This window comes from Streptomyces sp. NPDC014801, from assembly GCF_043082085.1.
In the GTDB taxonomy this organism is placed as follows: Bacteria; Actinomycetota; Actinomycetes; order Streptomycetales; family Streptomycetaceae; genus Streptomyces.
Genome location: NZ_JBIBXG010000001.1, coordinates 355464 through 382006 on the forward strand (window position 1 = coordinate 355464; position 26543 = coordinate 382006).

Here is a 26543-nt window from a genome sequence, read left to right on the forward strand (position 1 = left end):
GAAGAGGATGTTACGGCCCCCGGCCGCCCTCCGGCCGCTCACGCACCGTGCGTCAGGGATGCGCCGCGGTGAGATAGCGCTGCACGGTCGGCGCGAGCCAGGCCGTGATCTCCTCGGGGGCCAGCGCGACGGCGGGCTCCAGGCGCAGGATGTAGCGGGTGAGCGCGAGGCCGAGCAGCTGCCCGGCGACCAGCGCGGCCCGGGCGGGGGTCTGCTCGGGGTCGGGGCAGGCCTGGCGGACGACGGGCAGCAGCTGGTCGCGGAACATGCCGCGCAGCCGTTCGGCGCCGGCCGGGTTGGTGACGCCGACCCGCAGGACGGCGGTCAGCTCCTCGTTCTCCTCCCACAGCCCGAGGAAGTGGCGCACCAGGGCCCTCCCCACCTCCTCCCGGGGGATGCCGGTCAGGTCGGGCAGCCGCAGGTCGAGCGCGACGGCCGCCGCGAACAGGCCCTCCTTGGAGCCGAAGTAGCGCATCACCATCGACGGGTCGATGCGGGCGTCGCGGGCGATGGCGCGGATGGTGGCCCGCTCGTAGCCGTCGGCGGCGAAGCGCTCGCGGGCGGCCGTGAGGATCGCTCCTCGGGTGGCGTCGGAACGGGAGCCGGCGGGGCGCGGGGTGCCGGGGTGCGGGGTGCCTGGGCGCGCGGTGGCGGATCGGGCGGTGGCGGATCGGGCGGGGCGGGGCGCGTCGCCCCCGCCTGCGCCGGAGGAGGTGCTTGCTGCCATACCGACGAGCCTAGGCCAACATGCGTTGGCCAACAAGCGTTGACATCGCCCCGCCCCAGCTCTACGGTGGTCAACGAGCGTTGGCCAACAAGCGTTGACCACGAGATGGCAAGCGTTGACCGAGACGGCAGGCACAGGTCGGCACCAGGCGCCGGCACCCAGGAGGCCCTCATGAACGGCACCACGGGAAACAACGGCACCACCGGTACGCAGCACACCAGCGACACCACCGGAAACGTCCTCGTCGTCGGCTCCGGCCCCACCGGCCTGCTCCTCGCCGGCGACCTGGCCACCGCCGGCATCCCCGTCACCCTCGTCGAGAAGCGCCCCCGCAAGATCAGCAACCTCTCCCGCGCCTTCGTCCTGCACGCCCGCACCCTGGAGCAGCTCGACGCCCGCGGGCTGGCCGACGAGCTGGAGGCCGTCGGCCGCCCCCTCGACCGCCTCCGCCTCTTCGGCCGCCTCACCGTCGACCTCGCCGGTCTGCCCTCCCGCTTCCGGCACCTGCTCGTCCTCCCGCAGTACGAGGTGGAGAAGGTGCTGGAGCGGCGCGCGGTCGCGGCCGGCGTCGCCTTCCGCCACGAGACCGAGCTGACGGGCCTCGCCCAGGACGCGGACGGCGTGAGGGCCACGGTCCGCATGGCCGACGGCGCCACCGAGGAGATCCGCGCCGCGTACGTCGTGGGCACCGACGGCATGCGCAGCGCCGTGCGGACGGCGGTCGGCCTGGACTTCCCCGGACACAGCGTGATCCGCTCGGTGGTGCTGGCGGACGTACGGCTGGCGGAGGAGCCGGAGAACCTGCTCACGGTCAACGCCGTGGGCGACGCGTTCGCCTTCCTCGCGCCCTTCGGCGACGGCTACTACCGGGTCATCGGCTGGCACCGCCGGCGCAACGTCCCCGACGACGCCCCCCTGGACCTGGCGGAGGTCAAGGAGATCACCCGGCTCGCGCTCGGCCGGGACTACGGGATGCACGACGCCCGCTGGATGTCCCGCTTCCACAGCGACGAGCGCCAGGCGCCCGCCTACCGCGTGGGCCGGGTCTTCCTCGCCGGGGACGCCGCGCACGTCCACACCCCGGCCGGCGGCCAGGGCATGAACACCGGGCTGCAGGACGCGGCGAACCTCGGCTGGAAGCTGGCGCAGGTGCTCCACGGGCACGCGACCGAGCAACTGCTGGACACCTACCAGGCCGAACGCCACCCCGTGGGCCGGGCCGTGCTCCGCAGCAGCGGCGGCATCGTGCGCCTCGCCATGGCCCACCGCCCCTGGACGCTCGCCCTGCGCGCCGCGGTGACCGCCGTCCTCGACCACGCGGCACCGGCCCGCCGCCGCGCCGTCGGCCAGATCACCGGGATCGGCTACCGCTACCCCGCGCCGCGCGGCGCCCACCGGCTGACCGGCACGCGCGTGCCCGACGTGCGCCTCGCGGGCGGCGGCCGGCTGTACGAGGCGCTGCGCGGCGGCCGGTTCGTGCTGATCACCGCCGAGGCGCGGGACGCCGGCGCCCGCAAGGACCGCCTCGCGGTGGAGCGCTGGGCGAGCGAGCGCCGTACGGCGGTCCTGGTCCGCCCCGACGGCCATGTGGCCTGGGCCTCGGACGCGGCGGACCCGGCGGCCGTCGAAGCCGCCCTCGCCGCGCACGTGGGCTGAACGCGCCGGGCGGTCAGTGCCCCGAGCGCTCGGTACCCGCCAGCAACTCCCGCAACAGGTCGGCCAGATGGCCGGCCTGTTCGTCGTCCAGGGCGGCGGTCACGGCCTCCGTCTGGACGGCGAGGCCCGCGCCGACGGCCTCGTCGATCAGGCGCAGGCCCTCGTCGGTCAGCGTGACCTGCAGGCCGCGGCGGTCGTGCGGGTCGGGGGAGCGGCGCAGCAGGCCGGCGCGCTCCAGTTTGTCGAGGCGGCCGGTCATGCCGCCGGTGGTGAGCATCAGCGTCGCGGACAGCTGGCGCGGGGAGAGCGTGTACGGCTCGCCGGCGCGGCGCAGGGTGGCGAGGACGTCGAACTCGCCGCGGGAGATCCCGAACCGGGCGTAGGCCTTCTCCATGCGGTCGCCCATGGTGCGCGCGAGCCGGTAGATGCGGCCGAAGACCTCCATCGCGCGGGTGTCGAGGTCGGGGCGCACGGTGGCCCACTGCTCGATGATCGTGTCGACCGGGTCCCGGGGGGCCGGGGGCTGCGGGGCCGGGGGCTGGGGGCGCGGCTGGGAGCTCATGGACCGAGTATCCGCACCGATTGGGTCGGCCGCAAGAAAGTAGCTTGACTATAAGTAGCTTGGAGCTAAGCTACTTTCCATCGAGCTACTAACGAGGGGGAGCGATGCGGACCACGAAACCGTCAGCGGCCGGGACACCCGGCCGGTGGGCCCTGCCCGTCGCCGCGGCCGTCAACGGTGTCGGCACCGGGATGTACGTGCCCTTCACCCTGGTGTTCTTCCACTACGTGACGGGGCTGCCGTTCACCGTCGTCGGAGCGGTCCTCACCGTCACGGGCCTCGTGGGCCTGACCGCCCTGCCGCTCGCCGGCGCGGCCGTCGACCGCTACGGCGCCAAGCGCGTGCAGTACGTGCTGTACGGCGTGCGGGTCGCCGGGTTCGCGCTGTACCCCTTCGCGCACGCCCTGCCCGCGTTCGCCGCCGTCGCCCTGGTCACCGCCGCGGCCGACCGCGCCTTCCCCGCCGTACAGCAGTCCCTGGTGGGAGAGGTGGCCCAGGGGGCGGACCGGGACCGGCTGCAGGCCGCCACGCGCGCGTTGCAGAACGGCGGCAACGGCGCCGGGGCGCTCCTCGCCTCCCTGGTCATCGCCTTCGCGGGCCCCACCGGCTACACCTACACGGCCTGGGGCAACGCCCTGTCGTTCGCGCTGGCCGCACTGCTGCTGCGGCCGCTGAAGCCGGTACGGTCCGCCACCGCCCGGCGGCGCGCCGGCTACCGGCTGGTCCTGTCCGACCGGCCCTTCCTCGTCGTCACCGGCGCCAACTTCCTCAACGCGCTCAGCTACTCGGCGCTCTCCGTGCTCTTCCCGCTGTTCCTGCTGGAGTGGCTGCACGCGCCCGCGGCGCTCACCGGCGCGGCGTTCACCGTCAACACCGTGCTGTGCGCGTTCGCCGGGGTGTACGTCGGCAGCCGGGTACGGCGGGCCGGCGCCCGGCGGACCCGGGCCGCGGCGCTGGGCGGCACGCTGTTCGCGGCGGCGTTCGCCGCGCAGATCGTGCTGGGCACCGTGCGTCCCGCCTCCGGCGCGGTGCTCGGCGCCGCCCTCACCGCCGTCATCGTCCTCTACACGCTCGGCGAGCTGATCCACAGCCCGGCGGCCGAGGTGCTCGCCGTCTCGGCGGCGCCCGAGGAGGCGCGCGGCCGCTACATGGCCGCCTACCAGGTGTCCTGGTCGCTGGCCAAGGCCGTGGCGCCGTCGCTGTTCACCACCCTGTTCGCGGCGGACGGCCGGCTGCCCTGGGCGGTCCTCGTCCTCACCTCGGCCCTCGCCGCGGCCCTGCTGATCCGCGTGGAGCACCGCCTGCCCGCCGACGCGGTCCGGCCCCTCCCGGCCCCCGTCGCCCAGGGCGGCCCCACCCCCGCCACGACTCCGGTAGCGGCCCGGGCCTGACCCGCACGGCCCGGCCACCCCCGCCCGCCCCGACGGATCAGCCACCCACCGGCCCCCAGCCGGACCGCCCAGCCACCCTCCGGCTCCCGATCCGGACGGCCGCCCCCACCGGGCCCGAGCCGAACGACCCGCCCAGCCACCGGCCCTCGATCCGGCCAACCCGGCCGACCCGGCCATCCACCGGCCCCCTAGCCGGACGGAGGCGGACGACCCACCAGCCACCTGCCCCCCGCCCCCCGCCCCCTCCCGAGGCGTCACCCGAAGAAGGTCCCCATGACCAGCCGCCCCCGCTCCGCCACCGTCCTGCTCACCGCCCTCGCCCCCGTCTCCTGGGGCACCACCTACGCCGTCACCACCGAGTTCCTGCCGCCGGACCGCCCGCTGTTCACCGGCCTGATGCGGGCCCTGCCCGCCGGGCTGCTGCTGCTCGCCCTCACCCGGGTGCTGCCGCGCGGCGCCTGGTGGGGCAAGGCGGCCGTGCTGGGCGCGCTGAACATCGGCGCGTTCTTCCCGCTGTTGTTCCTGTCCGCTTACCGGCTGCCCGGCGGGATGGCCGCCGTCGTCGGCTCGGTCGGCCCGCTGTTCGTGGTCGCCCTGTCGGCGCTGCTGCTCGGCCAGCGGCCGACGGCCCGCTCGGTGCTGACCGGCCTGGCGGCCGCGTCCGGCGTGAGCCTGGTCGTGCTGAAGGCGGCCGGCGCCTTCGACACCCTCGGGGTGCTGGCCGCGCTCGCCTCCACCGCGTCCATGTCGGCCGGTACGGTCCTGACGAAGAAGTGGGGCCGCCCGGACGGCGTCGGCCCGCTCGCGCTCACCGGCTGGCAGCTGACGGCCGGCGGCCTGCTGATCGCCCCGCTCGCCCTCCTCGTCGAGGGCGCGCCGCCCGCCCTGGACGGCCGGGCCGCCGCCGGCTACCTCTACCTGGCGCTCGCCAACACCGCCGTCGGCTACTGGCTGTGGTTCCGCGGCATCGGCCGGCTCAGCGCCACCCAGGTGACGTTCCTCGGCCCGCTCTCCCCGCTGACCGCCGCACTGGTCGGCTGGGCGGTGCTCGGCCAGAGCCTGACCCCGCTGCAACTGACCGGCATGGCCCTGGCGTTCACCGCGACGGTGGCGGGCCAGCTCGGCGCCGCAGCGCCCCGCGTCACACCCGGCGAATCGTTCACATCTCCTGAAAGAAACGCTCAGAAAGATTCGATGGACGTGACAGATCCCGTGCTGCGACGGTAGACGCGATCCCAGCTCAGGAGAGGAGCTTCGTGACCGTCGCCGTCACCCGCGCCCACCCGTCCCGTACCTCCGCGATCCCCAGGGCCGCCGCCCTGGGGATCGCGCTCGCCGCCCTGGCCACCGTCGTCTGGTCGGGGAGTTTCGTCACCTCCCGGGCCCTGGGCGAGAGCGTGCCGCCCGTGCAGCACGCCTTCTGGCGCTGGGTGATCGCGCTGGCCGCCGTCGCCCCCTTCGGCGCCCGCCGCGCCTGGCGGCAGCGCACGCTGATCCGCCGCCACCTCGGCTACTGCCTGCTCGCCTCGCTCCTCGGCGTCACCGTCTACAACACCCTGGTCAACCAGGCGGGCGTGACCACCCCCGCGGCCAACATGGGCATGATCATGGCCGCCTCGCCGGTGCTGATGGCGGTGTGGGAGCGCGCGGGCGGCGTCCGGCTCGGGGCGCGCCGCGTCGCCGGGCTGCTCACCGCCTGCGCGGGCGTCGTCCTGCTCGTCGGGCACGGCGGTGTGGCGTCCTTCTCGGCCGGCGACCTGTGGATGATCGCAGCCGCCTGCTGCTTCGGCTCCTACAGCGCGCTGCTGCGCCGCCGTCCCGCCGGCCTGGACGGTACGGCCTTCCTGTTCACGACCTTCCTCCTCGGTACGGCGATGCTGCTGCCGGCCCAGGCGGCGAGCCTGGCCGTCCAGGGCGGCTTCTCCCCGGCGCCCGGCACCGTCCTGCCGCTCCTCTACGTCGGCGTGGCGTCCTCCGCCGTCGCCTTCTTCGCCTGGAACAAGGCGATCTCACTGGTCGGCCCGACCCGCGCGGGCGTCGTCTACTACCTGCAGCCGGTGTGCGTGGCCCTGCTGTCCTGGGCGCTGCTCGGCGAGGCGATCGGCGTGTGGCAGGTGCTGTGCATGGCGCTGATCCTCGGCGGGGTGATGCTCGGCGCGGCGTCCCGCTCCCGCGCCTGAGGACCCCGCCGCGGCGTGCACGCCGGGCACGGTGTCCCCGGGCGGCCGGATAGGTTGCCGCCATGGCCGAGTGGGACATCCGGAAACTGCAGATCCTGCGCACCCTGCGGGAGGAGGGCACGGTCACCGCGACCGCCGAGGCCCTGCGGATGACCCCGTCGGCCGTCTCCCAGCAGCTGAGCAACCTCGCCCGGCAGCTCGGCGTGCCCCTCCTGGAGGCGCACGGGCGCCGGGTGCGGCTGACGAGCGCGGCACGGCTGGTGCTGCGGCACGCGGAGGCGGTGTTCGAGCAACTGGAGCGGGCCGACGCGGAGTTGGCGGCCTACGTCCGGGGAGAGGCCGGGCAGGTGCGGGTCGGCGCCTTCTCCACGGCCGTGCCCGCCCTCGTCGTACCGGCCGTGCGGGCGCTGCGGGAGTCGGCGCCCGGGGTGAGCGTGCGGGTGCGGGAGGCCGAGGCGGCGGAGGCGTACGACCTGCTGGCCGCGGGGGAGGTCGATCTCGCGCTGTCCCTCGCGGCGCACGCGCCGACGGCACGCGACCCCCGCTTCCATGTGGCGCCGCTGCTCGCCGATCCGCTGGACGTCGCCCTGCCCCGCGACCACCCCCTCGCCGGGGCCGCGGTGCTGCGGCTGGCCGACCTCGCGGGGGAGTCGTGGATCTTCGGCGGGAGCGGGCCCTGGGCGGACATCACGCGCACCGCCTGCGAGACGGCCGGATTCAGCCCCGTCCAGGGACACGCGGCGTCCGGCTGGACGGCGATCCTGGCGATGGTGGAGGCGGGGATGGGGGTCGCGCTCGTACCGCGGATGGCGGCGGTGCGAGGGCCTTCGGCGGTGGCGATGCGCGAGCTCACGGAGGACCGGCCGGTGCGGCACGTGGTGACGGCGGTGCGCCGGGGTGCGCAGGAGGCGCCGCCGGTACGACGGGTCCTGGACGCCTTGCGCAAGGCGCGCCCGGCGCCTGGGTGACCGCCGTGGTGTGCGCAGCCCGGCGGTACTGGGTGCCTCCCGACTGCCCGCAGCTACGCAGGCAGGGGGCACTGCAACCCCCCCCCAGGGGCGCGGGGAACTGCGCGACCAGCCACCCACCCACCCGCAGACGAAGAAGGACCGGGGGGAGGGGGTGCCCGGCCCCGCAGGGACAGGCACCCCCAGGCCGGCTAACCCGCGTGCGCCGCGTCCGCGGTCTGCGCCCGCAGCGCCCGCTCCACGCCCGCGCGGGACTCCGACACCAGCCGCCGCAGCGCGGCGTTCGGCTCGGCGGAGGCCAGCCACTCGTCCGTCAGCCGCAGCGTCTCGGGCGACACCTGCACCGACGGGTACAGCCCGACCGCGATCTGCTGGGCCATCTCGTGCGAGCGGGACTCCCACACGCCCTTGACCGCCGCGAAGTACTTCTCGGCGTACGGCGCGAGCAGCTCCCGCTGGTCGGTCTGCACGAACCCGGCGATCACGGCTTCCTGCACGGCGTTCGGCAGCTTGTCGGAGTCGACCACCGACGCCCAGGCCTCCGCCTTGGCCTCCGGGGTCGGACGCGCGGCCCGCGCGGTCGCCGCGTGCCGCTCACCGGCCGCGGTCTTGTCCCGCTCGTACTCGCCCGCGATCTCCGCCTCGTCGAAACGGCCCACCGCCGCGAGCCGCTCCACGAACGCCCAGCGCAGCTCGGTGTCCACGACCAGGCCCTCGACCGCCTGCGAGCCGTCCAGCAGCCCCTCCAGCAGGTCCAGCTGCTCCGGGGTGCGCGCGGTCGCCGCGAAGGCCCGCGCCCAGGCCAGCTGGTGGTCGCTGCCCGGGGCGGCGGAGCGCAGGTGGGCGAGCGTGGCGTCGGTCCAGCGGCTCAGCAGCGCGTCCCGCGCGGCCGGGTCGGCGTACAGGTCGATCGCCAGCTTCACCTGCCGGTGCAGCGACTGCACCACGCCGATGTCGGACTCCTTGCCGATGCCGGACAGCACCAGCGACAGGTAGTCGCGGGTGGCGAGCTCGGCGTCGCGCGTCATGTCCCACGCCGACGCCCAGCACAGCGCGCGCGGCAGCGACTCGGTGAAGTCCCCGAGGTGCTCGGTGACGACGGCCAGCGACTGCTCGTCCAGGCGCACCTTGGCGTAGGACAGGTCGTCGTCGTTGAGCAGGACGACCGCCGGGCGGCGCTTGCCGGCCAGCTGCGGTACGTCGGTCAGTTCGCCGTCGACGTCCAGCTCGGCCCGCTCGACGCGCACCAGCTTGCCGGCCTCGTCGAGGTCGTAGAAGCCGACCGCGATGCGGTGCGGGCGCAGCACGGGCTCGCCCTTGGCGCCGGCGGGCAGCGCGGGCGCCTCCTGCCGGACGGCGAAGGAGGTGATCACCCCGTCGGCGTCCGTCTCGATCCGCGGCCGCAGCACGTTGATGCCGGCGGTCTCCAGCCACTTCTTCGACCAGGTCTTCAGGTCGCGCCCGGAGGTCTCCTCCAGCGCGCCCAGCAGGTCGGACAGGCGGGTGTTGCCGAACGCGTGGCGCTTGAAGTACGCCTGCACGCCGCGGAAGAACTCGTCCTCGCCGACGTAGGCGACGAGCTGCTTCAGCACCGACGCGCCCTTGGCGTAGGTGATGCCGTCGAAGTTGACGAGCACGTCGTCCAGGTCGCGGATGTCCGCCATGATCGGGTGGGTGGAGGGCAGCTGGTCCTGCCGGTACGCCCAGGTCTTCATGGAGTTGGCGAACGTGGTCCACGAGTGCGGCCACTTCGAGCCCGGCGCGGCGGCCTGGCAGGCGATCGAGGTGAAGGTGGCGAACGACTCGTTCAGCCACAGGTCGTTCCACCACTCCATGGTGACCAGGTCGCCGAACCACATGTGGGCCAGCTCGTGCAGGATCGTCTCCGCGCGCACCTCGTACGCCGCGTCGGTCACCTTGGACCGGAAGACGTACTGGTCGCGGATGGTGACCGCGCCCGCGTTCTCCATGGCGCCCGCGTTGAACTCGGGCACGAAGAGCTGGTCGTACTTGGCGAACGGGTAGGCGTAGTCGAACTTCTCCTGGAACCAGTCGAAGCCCTGCCGGGTGACCTCGAAGATCGCGTCGGCGTCGAGGTACTCGGCGAGCGAGGGCCGGCAGTAGATGCCGAGCGGCACGGACTGCCCGTCCTTCTCGTACACGCTGTGCACGGAGTGGTACGGGCCGACGATCAGCGCGGTGATGTAGGTGGAGATGCGCGGGGTCGGCTCGAAGACCCAGACGTTGTCCTTGGGCTCCGGCGTCGGCGAGTTCGACACGACGGTCCAGCCCTCGGGCGCCTTCACGGTGAACTGGAAGGTGGCCTTCAGGTCGGGCTGCTCGAACGAGGCGAACACGCGCCGCGCGTCGGGCACCTCGAACTGCGTGTACAGGTAGGCCTGGTCGTCGACCGGGTCGACGAAGCGGTGCAGGCCCTCGCCGGTGTTGGTGTACGCGCAGTCGGCGACGACGCGCAGGACGTTGCGGCCCTGGAGCAGTCCCGGCAGCGCGATCCGGGAGTCCTGGAAGACCTCCGCCGGGTCCAGCGCGTCCCCGTTGAGGGTCACCTCGTGGACGGCGGGCGCCACCAGGTCGATGAACGACTCCGCCCCGTTCTCGGCGACGTCGAAGCGCACCGTGGTCACGGACCGGTAGGTGCCGCCCTCCTGCGCGCCGGAGAGGTCGAGATCGATCTCGTACGAGTCAACGGTGAGCAGCTTCGCCCGCTGCTGCGCCTCTTCGCGAGTCAGGTTTGTGCCAGGCACGCGGTCATCTCCTCGTGATGTGTCGGTGGCGCCATCCTTCCACGTCAGCTCCGTCCGCGGCGATGATCCGGCACCGCGAGCACGGCGTCCGGATTCCGCCGGTGCCGGGCCCCCGCGCGCGCGAGCCTGGAGCACATGACGACCTGCACCGCACGACCCATCGCCCCCGAAGTCCTCAAGGAACTGCGCACCGCCGACGACGCGGGGCGCACCCCCGTCCCGGTCACCGACGAGGAGGGCGGCTCCCCGCTGCGCTGCTGCCTGCGCCACAGTCGGCCGGGAGAGCGGATCGCCCTCGTCTCGTACGCCCCGCTGCGCCGCTGGGCCGCCGAGACGGGCGCCGCGCCGGGGCCCTACGACGAGCAGGGCCCGGTCTTCGTCCACGCCGAGGAGTGCGCGGGCCCGCAGGGAGACGGACTCCCCTTCACCAACGCCCACCGGGTGCTGCGCCGCTACTCCGCGGACGGGCGCATCCTCGGCGGGGAACTGGTGACGGACGGCTTCGAGGAAGCCCTGCACAAAGCGTTCGACGACCCGTCCGTGGCGCTCGTCCACGTCCGGGCCGTCGAGTACGGCTGCTTCTACTACGAGGTCCGCAGGGGCTAGGTCGCTAGCCCTTCAGTTCCTGCGCGACCAGCTCCGCGATCTGCACCGCGTTCAGCGCGGCGCCCTTGCGGAGGTTGTCGTTGGAGATGAACAGGGCGAGGCCGTTCTCGACGGTCTCGTCCTGGCGGATGCGGCCCACGTAGGAGGGGTCCTTGCCCGCCGCCTGCAGCGGGGTCGGGATGTCGGACAGCTCCACGCCGGGCGCGTCCTTGAGCAGCTCGACCGCGCGCTCCGGGCTGATCGGCCGGGCGAAGCGGGCGTTGACCTGCAGCGAGTGGCCGGAGAAGACGGGGACGCGCACGCAGGTGCCGGAGACCTTCAGCTCGGGGATCTCCAGGATCTTGCGGGACTCGTTGCGCAGCTTCTGCTCCTCGTCGGTCTCGTTCAGACCGTCGTCGACGAGGTTCCCGGCGAAGGGCAGCACGTTGAACGCGATGGGGCGCTTGTAGACACCCGGCTCGGGGAAGTCGACGGCCTCGCCGTCGTGGGTGAGCTGGTCGGCGTCCGCGATCACCTTCTGCGCCTGGCCGTGCAGCTCGGCGACGCCCGCGAGACCGGAGCCGGACACCGCCTGGTAGGTGGCGACGACCAGGGCCTGAAGGCCGGCCTCCGCGTGCAGCGGACGCAGCACCGGCATGGCGGCCATCGTGGTGCAGTTCGGGTTGGCGATGATGCCCTTGGGGCGGTTGCGCAGCGCGTGCGGGTTGACCTCGGCGACGACCAGCGGGACCTCGGGGTCCTTGCGCCAGGCGGAGGAGTTGTCGATCACGACGGCGCCCTGCGCGGCGACCTTCTCGGCCAGCGCCTTGGAGGTCGCGCCGCCCGCCGAGAACAGCACGATGTCCAGGCCGGAGTAGTCGGCGGTGGAGGCGTCCTCGACCGTGATGCCGTCGACGACCGAGCCGGCCGAGCGGGCCGAGGCGAACAGGCGCAGCTCCGTGAGGGGGAAGTTCCGCTCCTTGAGGATCCTGCGCATGACCGTGCCGACCTGTCCGGTGGCTCCGACGATTCCGACCCTCACGGCGTCTCCCTGTCTCTCACACTTGGCCGAGGCTCACATGGCCGAGGCTTTTCCATCATGCGGCCGACCCCGGTCCGCCTGTCCAATTCTTTGCGCGGTGTGCCCGCGGAATGGAACGCCCCGGACCGTCGAACGATTCCGGACATTCGGCGTCCACCCCGGCTGAGCTGGAGAAATTCATCCCGCGGGCCTCCCGCACCGCAAGCTCGCCTGCCCGATGGCCCCCCGCCCACACGGAGTGTGACGTACGCCTCTCGGGCGTGCCGCACGCGGGGCCGAACGTTCCGGGACCGGGCCGCGTCATAGGGGCGATCGGTCGAGAGGGGGGCTTGTGCTGCGCAGAAGGGCCCGGCGCGCCCCGGCGCCGTACGCCGGGGACGACCCGCTGGACGCGGACCAGGAGCGCCGGGTGCGGGCGGTGCTCGCACTCGGGGGAGTGCCGCAGGCGGACCTGCCGGACGGGGTACAGCAGGTACGCCTGCGGCTGCTGGAGCGCGCCGCGAAGGGCGAGGAGAGCCCGCGGGACGTCTCCGCGTGGGCGGCCGTCGTCGCCTCGAACCTGGCCATGGACTGGCACCGCGCCCGCCGCCGCCAGGAACGCCTCGGCGAGCGCCTGGCCGCGCTGCGGGAGCCCTCCGGCGGCGGCGAGGAGTCCCGCGTGCTCTCCCTCGCCGTCGCCCGCGGTCTGGACGAGCTGCCCGACGCCCAACGGCAGATCCTCGTCCTGCGCTTCTACGGCGACCTGCCGGTGCGCACCATCGCCGAACAGCTCGGCATCCCCGAGGGCACCGTCAAGAGCCGCCTGCACACGGCGGTACGGGCGCTGCGATCCCGCCTGCACGAGGACGAGGTGGTGTGACATGCCCGCCGAACACGACGACGGCCCGGACCCCCTGATGGCGGTCCTCACCGGCGAGGGCCTGCCCGACGAGGCCGTGACCGACCCGTCCCTCCTCGCCGCCTACCAGGCAGCGGAGGCCGACGTGACCCTCCTGCGCACCCACCTGAAGCACCTCGGCAACACCCTGGCCGACGCCCCACTGGGCACGCATGCGCCCGACGGCCACCGCACCCCACCCAGGGGCGCGGGGAACTGCGCGACCGGCCACGACGCACCCGCAGACGAAGACCGAACACGCCCCAGTCATGCGCCCGACGGCCACCGCACCCCACCCAGGGGCGCGGGGAACTGCGCGACCAGCCACGACGCACCCGCAGATAGAAACCGCACCCGAACCCGCCCCCGAGCCCGCCGCAGGCACCCCGTGGCTCTCGCCACCCTGGTCACCGCCGTAGCCGTCTCCGCTGCCCTGGGCCTGGCCCGGCTCGCGGCCGCCCCGGGCGGGGAGACCGCGGACGGCGCCTCGTCCAAGGCGGACACCGGTGCCGGCGCGGCAAGGGAGAGCGCCGCCGGTTACCTGGCCTGCGCCCGGCTGGTCGTCGAGGGCACGGTCACCGCCGTGGCGCCGGGCCGGCAGTCCGGGCAGCGGCGGGTCACGCTGCACGTCACCCGCTCCTACAAACCCGCCACGGCCCCCGCCGACATCACTTTCACCTGGGAGGACTTCCTCGACCCCCGCCCCGCCAAGGGCGACCACGCGCTCGTCGGCATCCCGCGCAACGCCGACGTGCCCGACACCTGGGTCGTCGACCCGCAGGAAATGGCCCAGGAGCGGGACTGGCTGGCCGGGGGCCTGTCCGGTGCCACCACCGCGGCCTGCCCCTGACGCCGGGACGCCCCGGCCCCCGGCACGACGAAGGGCGGGCGCCCGTTCCCGGACGCCCGCCCCCACCGTCGTACGGACGACTACGACGTGACCTTCTCGATCTTCACGTTGCCGGCGCCCGCGGCCGTGCCGCGCGCGTCGACGAGCTGGACCTGGCCGAAGAACTCGCGGCCCTCCGGTGCGGCCGCCGCAGCGGTGACCGTGGCGGACACCGACGCGCTCGCGCCCGTGCCGAGCTTCACCGGCGCGGCCCCGTCCACGGAGACCGTGCCGAGGGAGGCGGAGAAGAACACGTCACGGTAGTCGTAGGCGGTGGTGCCGGCCGGCACCGAGTAGCCCGCGACCTCGATCGTGTAGGTGCCGGCGGCCGGAGCGGCGAGCGAGACCGCCTCCTCCGAGTCGCCGTCGGCGGACTGGCCGACGACCTTGCCGGAGGCGTCCTTGACCGTCAGGTCGAGGTCGGCCGAGGCGTCGGAGACCGAGCCGATGGCGACGTTCAGCGACTTCGCGCCCTCGGGCACCACGACCGTGGTGGTCTGCGTCTCGCCCTGCTTGATCGACGGGCGGGCGGTCTTCGCGGAGCCCAGCGGACCGCCGACGAGCTTGCCCTCCAGCGCGGCGAACTTGTTGGTCACGTTCCAGGACGCGGCGACCGGCGTGCCGACCTTCGCCTCGGGCACGGTGACCGTCTCCGGGTCGAACGCGGCGCCGAGGACGGCGACGTCCAGCGTGTAGGGGTTGTCGAGCAGCGGCGAGGTGCGGCGCGCCTCGACCTCGATCTCCCACACGCCCGGCTGCGGGTCGGCGTACGAGCGCACGTCCGGCTTGCAGCCGTTGCCGTCGAGGTAGTTGTTGTAGCAGTACGGCGTGGAGGTGTTGTCCACCGGCGTGCCGTAGGGGTGGATGGCGATGAACCGGGTCTGGCTCTTGTCCTTCAGCCCGCCGATCGCCACCTCCAGCGACTTGGCGCCCTCGGGCACGGTCACGAAGTACGACTGGGTGCTGTTGCGCTGCACCGAGGCCGACTTGGTGAACGTGTAGGCGACCGGGGTGGAGACGACGACCGTCGACAGGATCTGCTTGTCGACGCCCTCCGTCCGCGGGTCGTCGACCTCGAGGATCGCGCTCTTGAGACCGGCGGACTTCGGGGCGGCCTGCACCTTCACGGTCACCGGCTGGTTCAGCGGCAGCTTCACCTCGTCGTCGCCGAGGATCTTGAAGGTGTGGTCGGCGTTGTTCTCGAAGTGCAGCTCGTGCCGGAGCGCCTTGTCCGGGCCGGACGTACGGGTGATGGTGATGTCGTACGTCTTCTTCTGGCCGGCCTTCAGACCGCCCTCACGGTCGTACAGGCCGGTGCCGAAGCCCGGCGTCTTCAGCGCGTAGTCGATCGCGGTGTCGACCGGGGCCTTGACGGTGTAGTCGTGGGCGGTGGCGCCGTCCTTGATGGCGTCCCAGGCGTCCACGATGTTGATCAGGCCCGCGCCCTCCTCGTACGCCTGCACACCCTTGATGTGGTCGGCGGTCGAGGTGAGCGCCGTGCGCAGGGTGGCCGGGGTGAGGGCGATGCCCTTCTGCTTGGCGGCGCTCAGCAGCAGCGCGCTCGCGCCCGCGGCCTGCGGGGAGGCCATCGAGGTGCCCTGGAGCATCGAGTAGCCGGCCGGCAGGGAGTAGCCCGCCTCGGCGACCGGGGAGCCCGGCAGCCAGGTCTGGGTGGTGTTGATGGCCGCGCCCGGCGCGGTCAGGGTCGGCGTGAACCCGCCGTCCTCACGCGGGCCGCGCGAGGAGAACGGCATCATCGCGTACTTCTTCTCCACGACCGAGCCGTAGTTGGCGGCCCAGGTCTCCTTGGAGATGGACGCGCCGACCGAGATGACCTTGTCGGCCAGACCGGGGTCGCCGATGGTGTTGGCGCCGGGGCCGGAGTTGCCCGCGGAGATCACCAGCTGCACGCCGTAGGTGTCGATGAGCCGCGTGTACAGCTCGGCGCGCGCGTTGTTGCCGTCGTTCAGCGCCGGCAGGCCGCCGATGGACATGTTGACGATGTCGACGCCGCGGTTGGCGACGAGGTCGATCATGCCCTCGGTGAGCGCGACGTTGGTGCAGCCGCCGCTCCAGGTGCAGGCGCGCGAGGAGACGATCTTCGCGCCGGGGGCGGCGCCGTTCATCTTCCCGCCGAACAGGCCGTTGGCGGCGGTGATGCCGGCCACGTGCGTGCCGTGCTCGGACTCGATCACGCCGATGTTGACGTAGTCGGCCTTGGCGCCGGAGGAGTTGTAGGTGACGTCCTTGCGGATCTCCACCACGAACGGCTGCCGCTCGACGACATCGGTCGCCGGGTTGTCGGTGCCGAAGTACCCGATCTGGAAGCCGTCCTTGTACGGCTTCATCGGGGTGTCGTCGGTGAAGTCGTGGTTGTTGTTCAGGTCGACGCGGACCGTGCCGGCCGCCGCGTCGTACAGCAGGCCCCAGGTGTCGGTGGTGTCACCGTCGCGGTTGGCGTCGCCCTTGGCGTCACCGCCCGCGGTCGCGGCCTCGCTGAACAGGTTGAAGGCGTAGTTCCCGGCGGGCGCGGTCCAGGTCTGGCCTGCCGCCGTGAAGGTGGGGCCGCCGACCTTGGTGGTCATCCGCCGCCACGTGCCGTCGCCGTCCACCACCGGGTCGGTCGCCGTGACCCAGTCGACGATCTTGCGCTCACCGGTGGTGGTCTTCTGCAGCGCGGGGTGGCCGAGGTCCACGCCCGAGTCGAGGATGCCGATGGTGATGCCGCGGCCGTCGGCCTTCGGGTGCTCCTTGACGAAGTCGACGGCGCCCGTCTCGAAGGACGGGTTGTACGGGTTCTCGGCGGGCGTGTCCTTGCCCGGCCCCGGGTACGTCACCGTGCCGGCCGAGCCCTTGGCGGACTGCCCGTTCGGCGCCGGGTCGTCGAGCGGGATCTCCTGCTTGAGGTCGATCGCGTGCACCGAGGACAGCTTCGCGGCGGCGGCGATCGCCGCGTCCGCCTTGCCGGTCGGGACGGTCGCGCGGACGTAGCCCAGCTTGTCGTAGGTGCGGCCGACGAGACCGTCCTGCGCGTCCAGCTTCTCGGCGACCTGCTCGGTCTGGCCGGGCGCGGTCGCGATCATCATGGTGACCGTCTTGTCGCCGTCGGCCTTGGCCTCCGCGAGCAGATCGGCGTCGTCGGCGCCGAGCTTGTCGTGGGCGGACTTCACACCCGGGTCGGCGGCGGGGACAGTGGTGGTGGCGCCGTCCGCGGCGAGCGCCAGGGGTATCGGCCCGGCGGCGCAGAGCGCGGCCACCACGCCGGCGGCCACGGCGATGCGCGCCACGCGTCTCGCGCCCGGTATCGGGTCGCGCTGGGGGATGAGGGTCATCGGCATCCCTTGTCGGTAAAGGAGCGTGCGAGGACCGACCGGGACCGATCGGTCCAGGTCGAGGGTCGTCCGGAGTGCGATCCCGGATGATCGGACAGCTTTACGCAAGGTCCGATTGTTTGGGGAGAGTTGACCGAATCGAAATGGATGTATGGGGAAAACCCGCTATGGAGGACACGCGTGCGACGCAGATCGAGGGTGGCGGCCTACGCCGTGTGCGTACGGGACGGAGAGCTGCTGCTCGCCCGCTCGCCGGGGCTGGACGGCACGCCCGAATGGGTGCTGCCCGGCGGCGGGGTGGAGCACGGTGAGGACCCCTGCGACGCGGTGGTGCGCGAACTCGCCGAGGAGACCGGCTACGACGTCGAGGTGACCGCCCTGCTCGGCGTGCACTCCTCCCACCGCCTCTTCGCCCGCCGCGGCCTGCGCCGCCCCGTCGACCACCACGGCCTGCGCCTGGTCTACACGGCCCGGGTCACCGGCGGCACCCTGCGCTTCGAGACGGGCGGCTCCACCGACATGGCCGCCTGGCACGCCCTGGACGCCGTGCCCGGGCTGCGCCGCGCCCGGATGGTCGAGGTCGGCCTGCGGCTGTGGCGGGAACGGCCGCCGACCGGGCGCGTCTTCGTGCCGCCCGTCGAGAACGGCTGAAACCCGCTCAACCCTCCCCGCCCGGTCAACCCCGGGCCCCGGTGAACGGGTCCCTCTTCGCGACCGGGATCATCACGGGGGTGACCCGGCACCCTGAAGGGGGAAGAGATGAGAGCACGTTCGGCTCTGGCGGGTACGGCGGCCGCGCTGCTGGCCCTGGCGCTGGCCGCGCCCGCGGCGACGGCGGCGGCCTCCGGCGGCGGTCACCGGCACGACGCCACCCGCAAGGCCGTGCAGGCCCAGGTCGCGCTGGGCGTGCCCGGCGTGACGCTCACGGCCGCGCAGGGACGGCACACCTGGAGCACCACGGCCGGGACCGGTGACCTGCGCACCGGCGCGCCCCGCTCGGCGGCCGACCGCTACCGCGTCGGGTCCATCACCAAGACGTTCGTCGCCACCGTGCTGCTGCAACTGGAGGCGGAGGGGCGGCTGTCGCTCGACGACACCGTCGAGAAGTGGCTGCCGGGGGTGCTCGACACGAACGGCTACGACGGCTCGAAGATCACCGTGCGGATGCTGCTCAACCACACCAGCGGCGTGTACGACTACACCGAGGACCCGGCCGTCCTGGAGACCTACTTCAGCAAGGACGGCTTCTACGCGCACCGCTTCGACCGCATCTCCCCGCAGCAGCTCCTAGCGATCGCGCTGTCCCACGAGCGGTACTTCGCGCCGGGCGCCTCCTGGCACTACTCCAACACCAACTACCTGCTCGCCGCGCAGATCGTCGAAAAGGTCACCGGCCGCGGCTACGGCGAGGAGATCCGCCGCCGGATCATCGCCCCGCTGCACCTGACGGGCACCTCCGTGCCGGGCACCCGCCCCACCCTGCCCGATCCCAGCAGCCGCGCCTACGGCAAGCTCTCCCGGGAGACCACCGGCCCCACCTACGACGTCACCGAGCTGAACCCGGCGCTGGCGTACGGCTCCGGCGAGATGATCTCCGACTCCGCCGACCTGAACCGCTTCTACCGCGCCCTGCTCGGCGGCCGGCTGCTCCCGGCCGCGCAGCTGAAGGAGATGAAGACGACGGTCGAGGTCGAGGGCGCCCCGAACGCCCGGTACGGCCTCGCTCTGATCGACCGTCAACTCAGCTGCGGCGTCCACGTCTGGGGCCACGACGGCGGCATCCACGGCTCCACCTCGGTCGCGGCCACCACCGCCGACGGCCGCCACGCGGTGGCGTTCAACCTCAACGGCGACTGGGCCGGCGACACCGACGCCGTCCTGGAGGCCGAGTTCTGCGGCTGACGCCCCCTCAAGCGGGAGGGGCCGCCGACTCCCCGCCGGCAGCCCCTCCCGTCCCCTCCTCGTGCCCTGCCCTGGTACCCCGTCCTACCGGGGCAGCACCACGACATACGCCGCCGGATCGCGGTCCGCGGACGCCATCAGCGCCGTACGGACCACCGCGGCCTGCTGCTCCAGCGCGTCCCGCAGCTTCCTCGGCGTCACATGGACGACGGTGATGCCGAGCCGCTCCAGCGTCTCCCGCTTGCGGGCGTACTCCGACCACAGCGCGTCGTCGTCCTGCCGGGGCGCCCGGGTGTCCAGCTCGATCGCCACCGCCTGCTCGGGCCAGTAGGCGTCGACCCCGCCCAGGTGCGGGCCGCCGGGCAGCCGCAGGTCCACGTTCCACACCGGGTCGGGCAGGCCGTGCTCGCGGACCATCGTGTACAGGCGGTCCTCGGCGATCGAGCGGCCCTCGGCCACCAGCAGGTCCACGGCGTCCACCACGTGCGGACGGCTCAGCAGCCGCGCCTCGTTCAGCTCCCGCACCACCGAGGCCGCCTCGCAGTGCCCGGCCCGCACCGCCTCGGTCAGCAGCCGCCGCACCACGCCCGCGTCCGACAGCCCGGCCACCGCGTCGGCCAGGGCGCGCGGCACCGGGGCGACCGGGACGCCGGTGACCTCCTCCGGGTCCGGCAGGACGGTGGTGCGCACGATCCGGGCGCAACCGGTGGAGCGCAGCCGGCGCAGCCGCGGCACCAGGACGTCGATCTTCTCCAGCGACAGCAGCGGGGGCGTGGCGGCGAAGCCGTGCAGGGTGAGGGCCGCGAGCCCGGTGATCATCGCCTCGGGGTAGGCGGGCGGGCGGTGCGCGTCCCCGGCGCCCGGCTGCACGGGCACGCCCGGGGCCGCCGGTCCCGACTCCCGGGCCGCGTACATCAGCACCGCGTGCAGCCGCTCGTCGGTGGTCGGCGGGCCGGGGTGCAGCAGGACCACGCCGGGCAGCAGCTGCTGCCAGGAACCGCCGGGGCGGCACTGCTCGGTGAGTTCGGCGGTGCTGACGCCGTGCGCGCGCAGCTGGGCGACCGTCAGCACGCGGCGGTGGGCGTCGGGCAGGTGGCGCAGGGGGCGGGGGGTGGCCGGGGGGAGCGGGGTGTTGTGGTTCATGTCCCGGGGATTCCCGCGCCCGATCCCTCCCTTAACCGCTGTTACACGCTCGTCGACAAATCCGGACAAGGCGGAGCTAAAGGACGGGTGTTCGGATGCCGAGTAGGCACGGAAAACCCCTGGTCCGTTCGGGTGGGACCAGGGGTTACGGTTCCGATTGCCTGAATTCCGTAACGACTACGGGACGCTAAGGCGCTGGCCAAAGCCGGGGGGTTCCGTGCGTGCTACGTCTGCGGGTGCGCGGTGGCCGGTCGCGCAGTTCCCCGCGCCCCTGGGGGTTGCAGTCACCCCCTGTCGCCATAGCTGCGGGCAGTCGTGCCTCCCCCAAGCTCTTCGAGCAGGGGGGACCCCCAGGGCGGCACGGGTGGGCGCTGGGGGTACCCCCTGCACGGAGTGCTTGGGGGAGGCACCCCGAACCGCCGGGCAGCGCACCCCACGGCGTCCACCACCGGGGGTGCAGCACACCCTGGGGTCACCCCGCCGACGCGTCCCGCTCCTGACCCCGCAGGGCCCGCGCCAGGTCGTCACGAGCCTCCAGCACCAGCCGCCGCAACGCCGGCGCGGCCCCCGCGTGCGCACGCAGCCACGCGTCCGCCGCCTCCACCGTCGCCGAGGAGTCCTGCAGCGACGGGAACAGCCCCGACACCACGTCCATCCCGATCTGGATCGACCGCTCGCCCCACACCCGCTCGATCGCCGCGAAGTACTTCTCCGCGTACGGCGCGAGCAGCCCCCGCTGCGTCGGCTGCGCGAACCCCGCGATCGTCGCCTCCGTCAGCGCGTTGGACAGCGCGTCCGACTCCACGACCTGCGCCCAGGCCTGCGCCTTGACCGCCGCCGAGGGACGGGCGGCCAGGCACCGCACCTGGTGCCGCTTGCCGGAGGCGGTGTCGTCCCGCGCCAGCTCGGCGGCCAGCACGTCCTCGCCGGCCACCCCGTGCGCGGCGAGCGGCTCCAGGAACGCCCAGCGCAGCTCCTGGTCCACGTCGAGGCCGTCGATCTTCTCGGTGCCGTCCAGCAGCGCCTTCAGCAGCCGCAGGTCGCCCTCCCGCGAGGCCACCGTGGCGAGGAACCGCGCCCACGCCAGCTGGTGCTCGCTCCCCGGCTCCGCGGCGCGCAGCTCACGCAGGGCGCCCTCGGCCAGCAGTGCCGCCCCGGTCTCCCGCCAGTCCGGGGCCGCGTAGTGCGTCAGCGCGGAGCGGGCCCACGCGTGCAGCATCTGCAGCACGCCGATGTCGGACTCGCGGCCCGCAAAGCGCAGGACCAGGTCGATGAACTCCCGCGCCGGCAGCAGCGCGTCCCGGGTCAGGTTCCACAGCGCCGACCAGCACAGGGCGCGCGCCAGCGGATCGGTGATCTCGCCGAGCCGCTCCTTCAGCGTGTCCAGCGAGGTCGCGTCGAACCGGATCTTGCAGTACGTCAGGTCGTCGTCGTTGACCAGCACCAGCTCCGGGGCCTCGGCCCCGGCCAGCTCCGTCACGACCGTGCGCGGGCCCTCGACGTCCGTCTCGGCGCGGGCGTAGCGCACGAGGGCGTCGCCCTCCCGCCGGTACAGGCCCACCGCCACCCGGTGCGGCCGCAGCTCGGGGTGGGTCTCGGCGGCCTCCTGCACCACCGCCAGTTCGGCGATCCGGCCACCCTCGGTGTCCAGCAGCACCTGCGGGGTCAGCGTGTTCACCCCGGCCGTCTGCAGCCAGGACCGCGCCCACGCGCCCATGTCCCGCCCGGAGGTCTCCTCCAGCACCGCCAGCAGGTCGCCCAGGCGCGTGTTGCCGTAGGCGTGCCGCTTGAAGTAGCGGCGGGCGCCCTCCAGGAACGCGTCCTGCCCGACGTACGCCACCAGCTGCTTGAGCACCGAGGCGCCCTTGGCGTAGGTGATGCCGTCGAAGTTGAGCTTGGCGTCCTGCAGGTCGCGGATGTCCGCGGTGATCGGGTGCGTGGAGGGCAGCTGGTCCGCGCGGTATGCCCACGCCTTGCGGCGGTTGGCGAAGGTGATCCAGCCGTCGGTGAAGCGGGTGGCCCCCACCAGCGAGAACGCGCCCATGAAGTCGGCGAAGGACTCCTTCAGCCACAGGTCGTCCCACCACTCCATGGTGACCAGGTCGCCGAACCACATGTGCGCCATCTCGTGCAGGATGACGTTGGCCCGGGCCTCGTAGGACGCCTGCGTGACCTTCCCGCGGAAGATGTACTCCTCGCGGAAGGTCACCAGCCCCGGGTTCTCCATCGCGCCGAGGTTGTACTCGGGCACGAACGCCTGGTCGTACTTGCCGAAGGGGTACGGGTAGTCGAAGTGCTCGTGGAAGAAGTCCAGGCCCTGCTTGGTCACCAGGAACACGTCGTCGGCGTCGAAGTGCTTCGCCAGGCCCTTGCGGCACATCGCGCCGAGGGGGATGCGCAGCGTGCTGCCGTCGGCCAGGACGCGCTCGTAGGAGTCGGTGACGTAGTGGTAGGGGCCGGCGACGACACAGGTGATGTACGTCGAGATCGGCTTGGTCTCGGCGAACCGCCACACGCCGTCGGTCCGCTCGCCCGCCCCGTTGCTCCACACCGTCCACCCCTCGGGCGCGCGCACCTCGAAGCGGAACGGCGCCTTGAGGTCGGGCTGCTCGAAGTTCGCGAACACCCGGCGGGAGTCGGCCGGTTCGTACTGGGTGTAGAGGTAGACCTCGCCGTCCTCGGGGTCGACGAAGCGGTGCAGGCCCTCACCGGTGCGCGAGTAGGCGCACTGGGCGTCGACGACCAGCTCGTTCTCCTCGGCCAGGTCGTCCAGCAGGATGCGGGAGCCGTCGAAGACCTCGCTCGGGTCCAGGTCGCGGCCGTTGAGCGAGACGGCGGTCACGCGCGGGGCGATCAGGTCGGCGAAGCTGGACGCGCCGGGCTCGTTGCAGCGGAAGCGGATCGTGGTGACCGAGCGGAAGGTGCGCGCACCCTCGCCCTCGTGCTCACCGACCGCGGAGCGTACGTCGAGGAACACCTCGTACCCGTCGACGGACAGCAGCGCGGCCCGCTCCCGGGCCTCGTCGCGGGACAGATTCTCACCGGGCACGGGCGGCACTCCCTCGTGTGTCGTGACTACGGCTGACAGGACCGATCCTGCCATGCGCCCCTGACGCCGGATCGCCGGGAATGGCCGGGGCGCCGGGTGGCGTTGCCCTGGGAAAGGCTTCGCTAAGGAGAGACATGTCGCAGAAGACCCCCGTCGACTTCTGGTTCGACCCGCTGTGCCCCTGGGCGTGGATGACCTCCCGCTGGGTGCTGGAGGTGGAGAAGCTCCGCGACATCGAGGTCCGGTGGCATGTGATGAGCCTCGCCGTCCTCAACGAGGACAAGCTGGACGAGCTGCCCGAGCAGTACCGGGAGATGCTCGCCACCAAGGCGTGGCAGCCGGTGCGCGTGGTGACCGCCGCCTGGCAGAAGCACGGCTCCGAGGTCCTCGGCCCGCTCTACACCGCCCTCGGCACCCGCTTCCACAACAACGGCGAGGGCCCCACCCTGGAGGCGATCGCCGGCGCCCTGGCCGACGCGGGCCTGCCCGCCGAGCTGATCGAGTACGCCGAGCAGGAGGACTTCGAGTTCGACGCGGAGCTGCGCGCCTCCCACAAGGAGGGCATCGACCTGGTCGGCCAGGAGGTCGGCACCCCGGTGATCGCCGTGCCCGGCTCCGACGGCGAGCAGATCGCCTTCTTCGGCCCGGTCGTCACGCCCGCCCCGAAGGGCGAGGAGGCCGCCCGCCTGTGGGACGGCACCCTCGCCGTGGCCTCGATCCCGGGCTTCTACGAGATCAAGCGCACCCGCACCAAGGGCCCGGACTTCAGCAACCTGTAGTCTCCGCCGCGCCGCTGCCGGAGGGGTGCGCGAACTCCTCCGGCAGATAGCCGCCCACCCGGTACCGCGTCTTGCGCTGCACCCGGCGGCAGCCTTCCGCCGTGCAACGGTGGAAGGCGCGGGCGACGAACGCCTCCCCGTCCAGCTGGTCGGCGAGGGCCTTCCCGGCCGCCGCGATCTCCTCCCCGGCCAGGTCCCGGAACTTCTGGATCCGGTCGTTGCAGGTCGGGCTCGGGCACCGCACGTACGCCATCAGCGCCTCCTCGGGGACCGGCGGACCCGTCCGCCGTGGTCTCCCAATGTGCCCGCTGCGCCCGGCGTTGCCCAGTCGAACCGCGACGCCGCGCCCGCGTTTTCCCGGTCGGCCGTGACGAAGAAGGCCCTTGCGCGTCCCGTCCGCGCAAGGGCCTCCCTCTTTTTCCGCCTGCCGCGTGAAGGGTGAGAAGACGATCACGAGGCAGGAGCATCCGGGGCCGCGGTCACGGCGCGAGCAGCAGCACGTCCGTGCGGGCCTTGGCGGCGGCGTACCGGCGGGCGACGTCCTGCCAGTTCACGACCTGCCACATCGCCTCGACGAAGTCCACCTTCTGGTTGCGGTACTGCAGGTAGAAGGCGTGCTCCCAGGCGTCGAAGACCAGGATCGGGGTGGCGCCCTGGCCGACGTTGCCCTGGTGGTCGTAGACCTGCTCGACGATCAGCCGGCCGCTCAGCGGCTCGTACGCGAGGACGCCCCAGCCGGAGCCCTGCGTGGTCGCGGCGGCCTTGGACAGCTGGGCCCTGAAGCCGGCGAAGGAGCCGAAGGACTCCTTGATCGCCTCGGCCAGCTCGCCCACCCCGTCGGCGGCCAGCGGCTCGCCGCCGCCCTCCTTCGGGCCGGTCATGTTCTGCCAGTAGATCGAGTGCAGGATGTGCCCGGACAGATGGAAGGCCAGGTTCTTCTCCAGGCCGTTGACCGACCCCCAGGACTCCTTCTCGCGCGCCTCGGCCAGCTGCTCCAGCGTGTCGTTGGCGCCCTTCACATAGGCCGCGTGGTGCTTGTCGTGGTGCAGCTCGATGATCTCCGGGCTGATCACGGGGGCGAGCGCCGCGTAGTCGTACGGCAGGTCGGGCAGCGTGTAGACGGGCATGCGGAAGTCCCCTCCGAGCTCTTATTGCAAGTAAGTCGCAATAACAAGCTAGCAGCAAAAAGCCCCCGTGTGGATCACACGGGGGCTTGTCGCGGAAGGAGCCGGAGCAGGCGCCGTCAGTCGCGGGAGGCGCGCGCCTTCTGCCAGGCGTAGCCGGCGGCCGCCAGGACCAGCGTCATCGCGCCGGTCGAGTACAGCTGCACGCGGTTGGCCGGGTCGCGGGCCATCAGCACGAAGATCGCGGCCATGCCGGCCAGCGCGACCCAGGTCAGCCACGGGAAGGCCCACATGCGCACGACCAGCTTCTCGGGCGCCTCGCGCTCCAGCCGGCGGCGCAGCAGCAGCTGGGAGACGGCGATGAAGATCCACACGACCAGGATCACCGCGCCGATCATGTTCAGCAGCCACTTGAAGATGTCGTCCGGGCGCCAGTAGTTCAGCAGCACGCAGACGAAGCCGAGGACGCAGGAGGTGAGGACCGCGATCCGGGGCACCCCGCCGGACAGCTTCGCCAGCGCCTTGGGGCCCTGACCGCGCTGGACCAGCGAGTACGCGATGCGCGAGGAGCCGTAGATGTTGGCGTTCATCGCGGACAGCAGGGCCACGAAGACCACCACGTTCATCAGCTGGCCCGCGCCGGGGATGCCCAGGTGGTCGAGCGTGGCGACGTACGGGCCCTTCTCCACGACCTCCTTGGAGTCCCACGGGACCAGGGTGACGGCGACCGCCATGGAGCCGATGTAGAAGATCGCGATGCGCCACATGGCCGTACGGACGGCGGAGGCGACACCGCGGACCGGGTCCTGGGACTCGGCGGCCGCGATGGTGACCGTCTCCAGGCCGCCGTAGGCGAAGACCGAGGCCAGCAGGCCGACCAGCAGGCCCTCGCTGCCGTGGGGCATGAAGTCCGACAGGTTGGACGTGCCCGGCGCGTCGACGTTCGGCAGCACGCCAGTGATGGCCAGCACGCCCAGGATCAGGAAGAGCGCGATCGCGCCGACCTTCAGGGCGGCGAACCAGAACTCGAACTCGCCGAAGTTCTTCACGGCGGCCAGGTTGGCGCCGCAGAAGACCACCATGAACAGGGCGACCCACATCCACTGCGGGGTGCCGGGCAGCCAGCCCTGCGCGATGCGCGCGGCGCCCATGCCCTCCAGGCCGACCGCCGTGCACAGCAGCACCCAGAACGACCAGCCGGCGGTGAAGCCGGCCCAGGGGCCGATGGCCCGCTCGGCGTGCGCCGAGAACGAGCCCGAGGACGGATAGGCGGCGGACATCTCGCCGAGCATCCGCATCACCAGCATCACCAGCAGGCCGGAGATCGTGTAGGCGATCACGATCGACGGGCCGGCGGCGGCGATGCCCTCCCCGGAGCCCACGAACAGGCCCGCGCCGATCACGCCACCGAGGGCGATCATCGACAGATGGCGCTGTTTGAGGCCGTGGGAGAGGGTGCCGCCGTCCTGGTGTTGCGGCGGGGTGTCCGTGGTCGTGCTGCTGGGCATGGGCGCGGCTCTCCCGATGCAAGAGGCGGGCAAAACCCCGCCAGTCTGGGCGGCCCGTCCGCTG

Annotated in this window: 21 protein-coding genes; 11 read left to right on the top strand and 10 right to left on the bottom strand. The window is 72.9% G+C overall.

Going from position 1 to position 26543, the window contains the following annotated elements; all coding sequences use genetic code 11:
• Positions 1-52: 52 nt before the first annotated feature.
• Positions 53-727: a TetR family transcriptional regulator gene (locus ACF1AL_RS01560; protein ID WP_391694722.1), complete on the bottom strand. Its 675-nt coding sequence runs from the start codon at positions 725-727 to the stop codon at positions 53-55.
• Positions 728-898: 171 nt separating this feature from the next.
• On the opposite strand from ACF1AL_RS01560, the gene ACF1AL_RS01565 reads away from it, so the two are divergent.
• Positions 899-2383, top strand: coding sequence for an FAD-dependent monooxygenase (locus ACF1AL_RS01565; RefSeq protein ID WP_391825305.1), 1485 nt, complete (start codon positions 899-901; stop codon positions 2381-2383).
• A 13-nt stretch (positions 2384-2396) separates the two neighbouring features.
• On the opposite strand, the gene ACF1AL_RS01570 is transcribed toward ACF1AL_RS01565, so the two are convergent.
• Positions 2397-2945 carry a MarR family winged helix-turn-helix transcriptional regulator gene (locus ACF1AL_RS01570; protein ID WP_386911444.1) on the bottom strand — a complete coding sequence of 183 codons (549 nt, stop codon included), beginning with the start codon at positions 2943-2945 and terminating at the stop codon, positions 2397-2399.
• Positions 2946-3049: 104 nt separating this feature from the next.
• Here ACF1AL_RS01570 and ACF1AL_RS01575 point away from each other — a divergent pair, with 104 nt between their 5' ends.
• The 4 genes from ACF1AL_RS01575 (at position 3050) to ACF1AL_RS01590 (ending at position 7484) form a co-directional block, all read left to right on the top strand.
• Positions 3050-4336: an MFS transporter gene (locus ACF1AL_RS01575; protein ID WP_391825306.1), complete on the top strand. Its 1287-nt coding sequence runs from the start codon at positions 3050-3052 to the stop codon at positions 4334-4336.
• 273 nt (positions 4337-4609) lie between these two features.
• On the top strand, positions 4610-5563 hold the full coding sequence (locus ACF1AL_RS01580) for an EamA family transporter (RefSeq protein ID WP_391825307.1): 954 nt from the start codon (positions 4610-4612) through the stop codon (positions 5561-5563).
• Between the two features lie 29 nt (positions 5564-5592).
• Entirely contained in the window at positions 5593-6516 is a 924-nt protein-coding gene (locus tag ACF1AL_RS01585; RefSeq protein ID WP_366834487.1) for a DMT family transporter, read from the top strand.
• A gap of 62 nt (positions 6517-6578) precedes the next feature.
• Positions 6579-7484 carry a LysR family transcriptional regulator gene (locus tag ACF1AL_RS01590; RefSeq protein ID WP_391825308.1) on the top strand — a complete coding sequence of 302 codons (906 nt, stop codon included), beginning with the start codon at positions 6579-6581 and terminating at the stop codon, positions 7482-7484.
• Between the two features lie 191 nt (positions 7485-7675).
• Here the strand turns inward: ACF1AL_RS01590 and pepN (ACF1AL_RS01595) are convergent, their stop codons facing one another.
• Positions 7676-10249, bottom strand: coding sequence for an aminopeptidase N (gene pepN, locus ACF1AL_RS01595; RefSeq protein ID WP_391825309.1), 2574 nt, complete (start codon positions 10247-10249; stop codon positions 7676-7678).
• A gap of 135 nt (positions 10250-10384) precedes the next feature.
• Here pepN (ACF1AL_RS01595) and ACF1AL_RS01600 point away from each other — a divergent pair, with 135 nt between their 5' ends.
• A complete protein-coding gene (locus tag ACF1AL_RS01600; RefSeq protein WP_391825310.1) occupies positions 10385-10855 on the top strand; it encodes a DUF1203 domain-containing protein in 471 nt (156 codons plus the stop codon).
• Positions 10856-10859: 4 nt separating this feature from the next.
• Here the strand turns inward: ACF1AL_RS01600 and ACF1AL_RS01605 are convergent, their stop codons facing one another.
• Positions 10860-11876, bottom strand: coding sequence for an aspartate-semialdehyde dehydrogenase (locus ACF1AL_RS01605; RefSeq protein ID WP_391694747.1), 1017 nt, complete (start codon positions 11874-11876; stop codon positions 10860-10862).
• Positions 11877-12207: 331 nt separating this feature from the next.
• On the opposite strand from ACF1AL_RS01605, the gene ACF1AL_RS01610 reads away from it, so the two are divergent.
• Together ACF1AL_RS01610 and ACF1AL_RS01615 are read left to right on the top strand one after the other, a co-directional pair.
• A complete protein-coding gene (locus ACF1AL_RS01610; RefSeq protein WP_391825311.1) occupies positions 12208-12735 on the top strand; it encodes an RNA polymerase sigma factor in 528 nt (175 codons plus the stop codon).
• A 1-nt stretch (position 12736) separates the two neighbouring features.
• On the top strand, positions 12737-13603 hold the full coding sequence (locus tag ACF1AL_RS01615; protein ID WP_391825312.1) for a hypothetical protein: 867 nt from the start codon (positions 12737-12739) through the stop codon (positions 13601-13603).
• 80 nt (positions 13604-13683) lie between these two features.
• Here the strand turns inward: ACF1AL_RS01615 and ACF1AL_RS01620 are convergent, their stop codons facing one another.
• The gene (locus ACF1AL_RS01620; RefSeq protein ID WP_391825313.1) at positions 13684-16974 is read right to left on the bottom strand and encodes a S8 family serine peptidase; all 3291 of its coding nucleotides are present in this window, start codon (positions 16972-16974) and stop codon (positions 13684-13686) included.
• 180 nt (positions 16975-17154) lie between these two features.
• Between ACF1AL_RS01620 and ACF1AL_RS01625 the strand changes: the two genes are divergently transcribed.
• Both ACF1AL_RS01625 and ACF1AL_RS01630 read left to right on the top strand, forming a co-directional pair.
• Positions 17155-17625, top strand: coding sequence for an NUDIX hydrolase (locus tag ACF1AL_RS01625; protein ID WP_391819046.1), 471 nt, complete (start codon positions 17155-17157; stop codon positions 17623-17625).
• A gap of 108 nt (positions 17626-17733) precedes the next feature.
• Positions 17734-18876: a serine hydrolase domain-containing protein gene (locus ACF1AL_RS01630; protein ID WP_391825314.1), complete on the top strand. Its 1143-nt coding sequence runs from the start codon at positions 17734-17736 to the stop codon at positions 18874-18876.
• An 84-nt stretch (positions 18877-18960) separates the two neighbouring features.
• Here ACF1AL_RS01630 and ACF1AL_RS01635 read toward each other — a convergent pair whose 3' ends face one another.
• Positions 18961-20019, bottom strand: a complete 1059-nt coding sequence (locus ACF1AL_RS01635) for a hypothetical protein (protein ID WP_384204019.1) — start codon at positions 20017-20019, stop codon at positions 18961-18963.
• A gap of 472 nt (positions 20020-20491) precedes the next feature.
• On the bottom strand, positions 20492-23068 hold the full coding sequence (gene pepN / locus ACF1AL_RS01640) for an aminopeptidase N (RefSeq protein ID WP_391825315.1): 2577 nt from the start codon (positions 23066-23068) through the stop codon (positions 20492-20494).
• Positions 23069-23202: 134 nt separating this feature from the next.
• On the opposite strand from pepN (ACF1AL_RS01640), the gene ACF1AL_RS01645 reads away from it, so the two are divergent.
• Positions 23203-23847: a DsbA family protein gene (locus ACF1AL_RS01645; protein WP_366834499.1), complete on the top strand. Its 645-nt coding sequence runs from the start codon at positions 23203-23205 to the stop codon at positions 23845-23847.
• On the opposite strand, the gene ACF1AL_RS01650 is transcribed toward ACF1AL_RS01645, so the two are convergent.
• From ACF1AL_RS01650 to ACF1AL_RS01660, 3 genes are all read right to left on the bottom strand, one after another.
• Positions 23834-24100, bottom strand: a complete 267-nt coding sequence (locus ACF1AL_RS01650; protein WP_391779210.1) for a hypothetical protein — start codon at positions 24098-24100, stop codon at positions 23834-23836. The two genes, ACF1AL_RS01645 and ACF1AL_RS01650, sit on opposite strands and share 14 nt — an antisense overlap.
• 226 nt (positions 24101-24326) lie before the next feature.
• Complete coding sequence (locus ACF1AL_RS01655) at positions 24327-24974, bottom strand: superoxide dismutase (RefSeq protein ID WP_384204027.1); 648 nt, start codon at positions 24972-24974, stop codon at positions 24327-24329.
• A gap of 116 nt (positions 24975-25090) precedes the next feature.
• Complete coding sequence (locus tag ACF1AL_RS01660; RefSeq protein WP_391694768.1) at positions 25091-26479, bottom strand: amino acid permease; 1389 nt, start codon at positions 26477-26479, stop codon at positions 25091-25093.
• Positions 26480-26543: the final 64 nt, after the last annotated feature.